The organism is Halobacteriovoraceae bacterium, from assembly GCA_020635115.1.
In the GTDB taxonomy this organism is placed as follows: Bacteria; Bdellovibrionota; Bacteriovoracia; order Bacteriovoracales; family Bacteriovoracaceae; genus JACKAK01.
The window spans coordinates 22,529-30,437 of sequence record JACKAK010000018.1; the positions used below are offsets into that span (position 1 = coordinate 22,529).

Genomic DNA, 7,909 nt, shown 5'->3' on the forward strand with positions numbered 1-7,909 from the left:
ATCTGGGAAAAGAACAATAGAAAATAATACGAAGATGGTGCTTGAGTAGACCAGGGGATCACTCCCGCTGGCCCCTCGTTCCAACCCATCGTGCCCAATTAAGGCAATAGGCTGAAGACTAAATCATTTGCATTGCCATTGGTAAAGATCAAAGTGAGTTTTAGGCCTGGGAATTGGGTAAAGTCTTGTAAATTTGTTAAAATTTTTCCAAGTGATGGACCTTCTTTGGCTCCTTCTGTTAACCCATTTAAAAAAGATTTTTGTTGCTTGAAAGATAAAGTTACTCATCATTCTATGATTAAATGTTACGCCAAAGTAAGCTACATGCCCTTTAATTTTCATGGAAGTGCAGACCCAGAGATCCTTGAATCTCATTTTGCACCGGTTTTTAATCAACCAGTTCTTGAGATCTGTAAGTCCACTTCTGAGGCTTTTTGAACTCGTTTTAACTTTAATGACCCCGTGTCGTTTACAAACGTAGAAGGTAAAGCCTAGAAAATCAAAGGTTTCCTGTTTAAGAGCGCCAGAGTATTTCCTTCGATCGAATCTAATAAGTTTGGTTTTCTCAGTATTGAGCTTTAACCCATACTTTCCCAGACGACCCTTAAGAGCTTTTAGGATTCTATGGGCATCACTTTCCCGTTCACAACAGATAACAAAGTCATCTGCATAACGGAAGATCTCTGCTTTGCCTTTGAGGTGCTTCTTAACTACCGTCTCGAACCATCCATCGATAACAAAATGAGCAAAGATATTTGCGAGAATAGGACTCACTATAGATCCTTGAGGTGTGCCTTGAGGACTAGGTCTTGGCCCATTTACTGTCATAATTCCAGCTTTTAACATTCTGGAAATATATCTAAGAAAGGTCTTATCTTCAATTTTTATTGCCAGAATTTCAAGAAGCTTTTGATGGTCAATTTGTCCAAAGAAATTCTCTAGATCTACATCAAGAACAACCTCACATTTGTTCAACATAAGGTAGTTTCGAACACTTTTGATAGCCTTGTGACAGCTTCGTCCTGATCTAAAACCAAATGAGTTATTTGAAAATATAGGCTCGTATATTCCTGAAAGCACTTTAGCTGTCATAGATTGTACAATCTTATCCTCAATCCCACTTATCCCAAGCGGCCTATAAGATCCATTAGCTTTAGGGATTAGTACTTCCCTCACTGGTTGGGGCCGGTAGGACATACGCTTCATCTTTTCAATCAAACTTTCAACATTTTCTTCTAATTCCCTCCCATATTCTCCTTTCGTTTTACCATCGATTCCCACGGCCTTTCTTCCATCAAGGCCATGGAAACAACCAGTAAGATTCTCCACGTTAAAGTGAGGCATAAGCCACTTGAACTTTAAACACGGGTCCTCACTGGATAGCTTTGCTATCCTCCGCAGTTTTGTTTCCGTTTGATCACTGAGCTTTGATTTACTCATAAACGTTTCCCTTTGGAGGTCAACTTAACCCAAGACCCTTCCCTCCACGGTCGTTACTCGCTTCATTAGTACTATGGTCTTTCGGACTTCCCACTTCCCGTCTCGATTTCCTCGTTTGTTAAACTTGTCCATCGATACTTCTTTCCATGAAGAGAAAATGGGATCTCCCGTGTTCCTCTAGATTACCTTCAGACATGCCATGCTCTGACGATCCCGGGGATGCTGGGAGTTGACTTCGTACCCATTTATTCAACTTCCCAATGTTGCCTTCCATCTCTACGGAAATGTCGGCCATCACCCATTTCAGTATTACGGGACCCAATAGCTTCAGCCTCTTGGCTTACGGCCTATCTTCTCTCTGTTTACACTTCACCTGAGTCGTTACCTTCTCCGGCGCAAAGCTCGATGCGGGATGTCTTGGGTCAGACTTTCCCGTGGAGACTTTCACTCCGATTATCTAGAAACTTTTCACGGCGTACCGTAGATTCCTAATCGATTTTCCTTTAGACATTCGCACAACCCTTGCTAAAAATTGCTCTTTCATTTCTCGCATTATCTTGTTTTTTCTCTTTTTGAAAAGCACAAAAGGTACTTTCTCCTTCTTGGCGAACTCCCAAATGCTCTTTGAGCTCACTAAGAACATCAGCAATATAGTCAACATCGGTGATTTCAGGATTTGTGCTTGAGTTAATCTCTTCACTGTCTGAGGCAATTGACTCAATTTCATCCATGGAAAAATCTGTATTTTCTTGCTTTCTTCTCTCTAGCCTCTCCCATTCAAAAAACTCTACAGGTGGAACATAAATTCCAAATTCTCTAATGCGATTACAAAAGTACCCTACTGGATCTCTGATTTCTGTATTCCACACTCCTGAGTTTAGATATTGAGAAAATCTCATGACTGAGAACTGAATATCTTCGATGCTGAGATTTGTATGTTTTCTAACTGAGTTAATTGATTTGTGATCAAAGGGATTCTCTAATCTGTCTAATCCAAAAAAATCAAAATCAATTTTGCTTTGCTTTTTTTCAGTTTTGGGATTTGAGCGCTTGCTCTGATTTAAATTAATTTCTTTTTTAGAAATATTCTCTTTTAAATGGACGCAATTTTGTGGATTCTGGGAGATTTCACTATCATTTTTATGGAAACTGGCACGCAAATTAGTGGAAACTGATTTTTGGGAAATTTTTTTAACGCAGAAGATGAATCTGTTTAAAAATCTACTTTTAACACTTAAAGGTTCAGCTATTGAGATCACTCCTTTATCTTGAAGACCTTTAAGGCATTTCTTAAGTGTGTTTTGAGTCATACAGAACTGATTGTCTCTTAAGGTTTTGTACCAAGTTTCAATGCCCATTTCAGGGTTGTTGTTAGCTTCACTGATAAGAAGAAGAGAAAAATAGACCTTTAATTCATTGTCAGTGAGCTCTTTAATAAGTTCTAGCAGTTCATCTCGGTCAATTTTTAAATATCCTCCTTCGAGATTGCCCCATTCCTGCATTGTTTTGGGATAATTTTCTGGGAGCTTGTATCTAACTTGATTAAAAGCGCCACGGGTGATTTCAAGTGTTCCAAGATTGGAATGAGTTTCGTGAAGCTTTGTGAATGCGTTTTTGTTGATCCCGCTGAATTTCTCTTTTGGAACAGCAAAACTCCCCTTCTTGAAAAATCCTTCTCTGGTTCTGTACTCTATTACTTGAAGGTAATGAGAAAGAATTTTCTTATCACTATGTTTAATCAGCTCTTTTAAGTGTCTTTTTTGTAAAAAGATCGTCTGATACTTAATATGAATGACATTATCTCTCAAATTTTGCATATAACTATCCCCTCTTAGGAAATTCCTAAGTTTTTTATTGGTTAAAAGTGACTAATCTAGCGCGCTACTGGACGCTTATGTATGATGGGACGTGCCCATAGAATTCTCCTTTAGATCTTTTTTGCTTATTCTTCTTTTTATAGTTTCTAAAACTTGTACAAAATTCACTTGTGAAAATGCTTGAAAGAAACTGTATGAGCGTTAAAAAGAACATAACAACCCAGCTTCTCACTTCTACAAGTTGCATATTTTCTTTAGAAAACACACTTCTTTTTGTGTTGTTTTCTTTCATTAAATTGATTTGGTTAATTAGAGAGCTTATTTCACTATCTGTTTTAATGACTTCTGTCCTTAAAAGATTCTTCTCTCCCGCTAATTTTGCTCTTCCTTTACTTACAAGTTCGTTTTTTCTATAAACTTCCATATCGGCCAAGATTGCTGCTTGTTGCTTTTCTAAGGACGCAGAATAGTTTCTTTTCTTTCTTAGTCTGTATTCAAGACCTTTGATTACTTCGAGATTAGACTGCTTGTATGACAGTATTTTTGGATCTTTTATGTAAGTTGAGTAGCTAACCGTAAAAGCTGAATAACAAAATATTACCCAACGCAAACTTCTTAGAAACAGTTTTGTACTACCACTGCTGGCCATAAAGAAGATTTCAACGCTAATTGCGGCCATAAGTGATATGGCCAATGAGAATCCTAAATCCATATAAAAAAGGTAGGAAAAAGTCAGAATAATGCATTCAGAACAGATTACTGGAATCATTAAGACTGAGGCCGTCTTGAGTTCAAGTACTTCCCTCTTTTTTGTTTTCTTTTTAGTTGTTTTTTTTGGTGCCAATTCTTTACTGTATGAGTCATCTTTTTTCAAATAGTACCTAACGGCATCTTTTTCATTTTTTGAAAGAAATTTATAGGCCTCATGACTAGAAAAATTTGTAAGATTTACTTTTGTTTTTTTTATAAAACTGAGCGCAAAATCTTTTCTTGAAGAGTATTTTTTAGCTGAATTATTAATACCTGGCTGAATTTCAGCTGAATTTTGCTGAAATTTATCGCTCAAACCACCTTCTATCACTCGAAAGTCCATTTTCAGTTCCTTTTTCAAAAATTCAGCTACTTGGTATTGAGCTGAATTTATGTTTAGTTCAATACAAAAAAGATCAGTTAAATTAGGCCAACTGAAATTTTGATGAATTTGGACTGAAAATGAATGAAATGTTCTTTGTTTTAGATTTGAAAATTGATGGTAGATTTTGAAAAATTGAGATACTACAATAGTTTGTAGACATGATTGACCTCCAGTAAGGTTAATTGTGTTTAGAAGATCTGGGGAAGGCTCAATTTCCTCGGATCTTCGTTTTTTTATATTGTCGGCCAAAAAATCATAAATTGCAATTTTAAATTTTTTACCCAACGTTTCAGGAACTAAATTCCGCGTTAAATCCTGATTAATTTCATTTATCTTGCTTTTTGCAAAGATATTTTGCGTGTGACTTAAATACGTCATGAGAAAGCTTAAAAGGCCTTTAAGTGACGAGTTATTGTATGCATATAGTTTATATAGAGCTAAATTCATATTAAGGCGATTTTTTGCTTCTGAAATATCAATTTCTCTGTTGATTACGAAAATAGAATTATATTTCAAACCCAAAAGCATTAAACTCAAATCCCTTTTTTACTTTTTATTCTTAATTAAATTTCAACACAGATTTAGGCCTGTGTCAGATACTCAAACGGTACTAAAATGTTTACTGAAACGATACTGAAGTGTTTACTCAAACGGTACTAAAGTGTTTACTCAAACGGTACTAAAATGTTTACTCAAACGGTACTAAAATGTTTACTCAAACGGTACTGAAATGTTTACTGAAACGGTACTGAAATGTTTACTGAAACGGTACTGAAGTGTTTACTCAAACGGTACTAAAGTGTTTACTCAAACGGTACTAAAATGTTTACTCAAACGGTACTGAAATGTTTACTCAAATGATACCGAAGTGTTTACTGAAATGATACTGAAACGTTTACTGAAATGATACTGAAGTGTTTACTGAAATGATACTGAAACGTTTACTGAAATGATACTGAAGTGTTTACTGAAATGATACTGAAACGTTTACTCAAATGATACCGAAGTGTTTACTGAAATGATACTGAAACGTTTACTGAAATGATACTGAAGTGTTTACTGAAATGATACTGAAACGTTTACTGAAATGATACTGAAACGTTTACTCAAATGATACCGAAGTGTTTACTGAAATGATACTGAAACGTTTACTGAAATGATACTGAAACGTTTACTGAAATGATACTGAAACGTTTACTCAAATGATACTGAAGTGTTTACTCAAATGGTACTGAAGTGTTTACTCAAATGGTACTGAAGTGTTTACTGAAATGGTACTGAAACGTTTACTGAAATGATACTGAAATGATACTGGAATGTTTACTGAAATGATACTGGAATGATACTGAAAGTAGTGCAGTGCACTACTTAATCATTCTGGTCAACTTTTCGCTTATAAGAAAGGTTCTGTATTTTTTGGCCACTTTTCTAGTTATTTTTGGATGACCTGTAATAGCTATAATAAGCCCAGCCTCATTTAGATTATAGTACGCTGTTTTAAGGCTAGATTTTTTATATGAGGTATTCTTTGATAGTTCAGAATAGAGTTCTTCACTGGATAATACACCCTGGTAGTATAATTCATTCTCGTAGCTGATTTCTTCGGTTACAAGACTCTGTAGAGACTTAAGAACATACTTGTGAATTGGCTTAAGCATATCAAGCTCAATTGCAAAGATTTCACTTTCTTCGTCTATAATCATATCTTTGTTGATTGAAAAAGTTAAACATTCTTGATTTTCGCTATTATTTTTAACTTTTTTTCTCTTTGCACTTTTCTTTGTGATTTTGCGATAATCTTTTTCGGCTTTTCTTTCTTCGGCGGCCTTTCTTTCTTCGGCGGCCTTTCTTTCTTCGGCGGCCTTTCTTTCTTCGGCGGCCTTTCTTTCTTCAGCGGCCTTTCTTTCTTCAGCGGCCTTTCTTTCTTCAGCGGCCTTTCTTTCTTCAGCGGCCTTTCTTTCTTCAGCGGCCTTTCTTGCCTCTTCCGTCTTTGTAGTCTGGCTCTCTGGCTCTATTAATAGGCCCTTTTTAGGATTATATACACCATCAATCTTCCCATGACCCTTGTTGTTCCGAGCAGACCTTTTGTATTCTTTAAATTGATCTTTGTTAATTTCAATTTTTTTATTATCTAAAACGAAGAAATAGCCATCAGGTATAGATATGCCATCACCTTCTTTTGTAACATATGGTATTGCTTGGCTCATAGTTTATCCTTATTGAAGAGGCCTTCCCTTAATTTCTTGAAATAATGAATCAATTTCCGTACAGACAGGGGAGAGGTGATTGTATTCAAAAATGCTCTTGCTTTCGCTTGATGCGTTTACAAAGTCTTGAGACTTTCTAATGACTGTTTTCGCTAAATGATCCCCGTACAAGTCTTCAAACAGCTCCTTGAAGTCTCTAGAGGCTTTTTCTCTAAGGTTGTGATCGAATCTATTTTGAACTATTCGTAACTTTGGGTTAAAACCTTGATAGTGGAGCTTTTCAATTTCTTCCAATGTTAACTCTAGACCTTCATCAGAATACTCGTCTGGAAAGGCTGGACTTATAATCTCGTCAGATATTGATAGGACTTGAAATATGGTCATGTCCATTATTCCGCCACAATCTATTAATACTAGATCGTATTCACTCTTTAATTGTTGAAAAAAAGGCTTAAACTGTTGAAAGCCTTTCATTGGGTCAATTTTTTTGGCAAGTCCTGTGAGTTTGTTGTTAGCAGGGATTAAATGAAGATTTTTGCGAACTTCAATTATGGCCTCATCAACCTCACAATCATCATCAAAGATATTAAGGAAAGTATCTTTGTTTTTTGGCTGATCAATTTTAAATGTTCTAGTAACATTGGCCTGAGAGTCCATGTCTACAATGATTACCTTGTATCCGTATTGAGTTGCTCTTACGGCCAAGTTTATTAAGATCGTAGTTTTTCCAACGCCGCCTTTTCTCATATAAAACGAAACTATTTTGTCAATTTTATCATCTTGATGTTTCTTTCTTGATATCCTATAGTTTCTTACTGAATCTGCAGATATAAATGTGTTAGAACCCTTCTTTATTGTTTGATATTTTTGCGGATCTCTCTTGAAAAGTTCGTAAGGTGTTTTATCAGAAAGACCAAACATTTTAGTAAAATCTTTAATGTGAACAGGGTAATCTTTTTCAAACATTTCCATTCTCCTTATTGAAATTGGAAAAAAAACTAACTTTGTAATATTATTTTTCAACATTGCTCAAAAGTAAACCAGGAATTGGATGAATTTTAAAATTTTATTTCCAGGGAGATATATACGCATATTACGATATTCGTAAACCTACCCTCATATGAAGTCCCGTTCATGTTCTTCTTCACCTTTAGGCATAATTCTTTTCTTTCTTATTAACCCCACATTTCATCCATATCGCCGTAATCTTCTTTATTATTTGAGAATTTTTTGTGTGTTGCTTTTTCTTCAGAAGAACTTTTTAAAAATATCTGTCCATCATTTATTCTTGGCCATTTCTTTTTATGAAT

General features: G+C 35.5%; 5 protein-coding genes and 1 pseudogene. All 6 read right to left on the bottom strand.

All coding sequences use genetic code 11. The features are described from left to right. Positions 1-123: 123 nt before the first annotated feature. Positions 124-1,506, bottom strand: a pseudogene (ltrA, locus tag H6622_18245) (group II intron reverse transcriptase/maturase). Between the two features lie 52 nt (positions 1,507-1,558). Beyond that, the gene (locus H6622_18250; GenBank protein MCB9063471.1) at positions 1,559-1,735 is read right to left on the bottom strand and encodes a hypothetical protein; all 177 of its coding nucleotides are present in this window, start codon (positions 1,733-1,735) and stop codon (positions 1,559-1,561) included. Between the two features lie 208 nt (positions 1,736-1,943). Further along, a complete protein-coding gene (locus H6622_18255; GenBank protein MCB9063472.1) occupies positions 1,944-3,257 on the bottom strand; it encodes a hypothetical protein in 1,314 nt (437 codons plus the stop codon). A gap of 64 nt (positions 3,258-3,321) precedes the next feature. Further along, positions 3,322-4,929 carry a hypothetical protein gene (locus H6622_18260; protein MCB9063473.1) on the bottom strand — a complete coding sequence of 536 codons (1,608 nt, stop codon included), beginning with the start codon at positions 4,927-4,929 and terminating at the stop codon, positions 3,322-3,324. An 827-nt stretch (positions 4,930-5,756) separates the two neighbouring features. After that, positions 5,757-6,599, bottom strand: coding sequence for a hypothetical protein (locus tag H6622_18265; protein MCB9063474.1), 843 nt, complete (start codon positions 6,597-6,599; stop codon positions 5,757-5,759). A 9-nt stretch (positions 6,600-6,608) separates the two neighbouring features. Then, positions 6,609-7,565, bottom strand: a complete 957-nt coding sequence (locus H6622_18270) for a ParA family protein (GenBank protein MCB9063475.1) — start codon at positions 7,563-7,565, stop codon at positions 6,609-6,611. Positions 7,566-7,909: the final 344 nt, after the last annotated feature.

Coding starts and splice junctions, on each gene's coding strand:
- H6622_18250 (MCB9063471.1), bottom strand. CDS start 1,735: ATGGCCGACATTTCCGTAGAGATGGAAGGCAACATTGGGAAGTTGAAT.
- H6622_18255 (MCB9063472.1), bottom strand. CDS start 3,257: ATGCAAAATTTGAGAGATAATGTCATTCATATTAAGTATCAGACGATC.
- H6622_18265 (MCB9063474.1), bottom strand. CDS start 6,599: ATGAGCCAAGCAATACCATATGTTACAAAAGAAGGTGATGGCATATCT.
- H6622_18270 (MCB9063475.1), bottom strand. CDS start 7,565: ATGTTTGAAAAAGATTACCCTGTTCACATTAAAGATTTTACTAAAATG.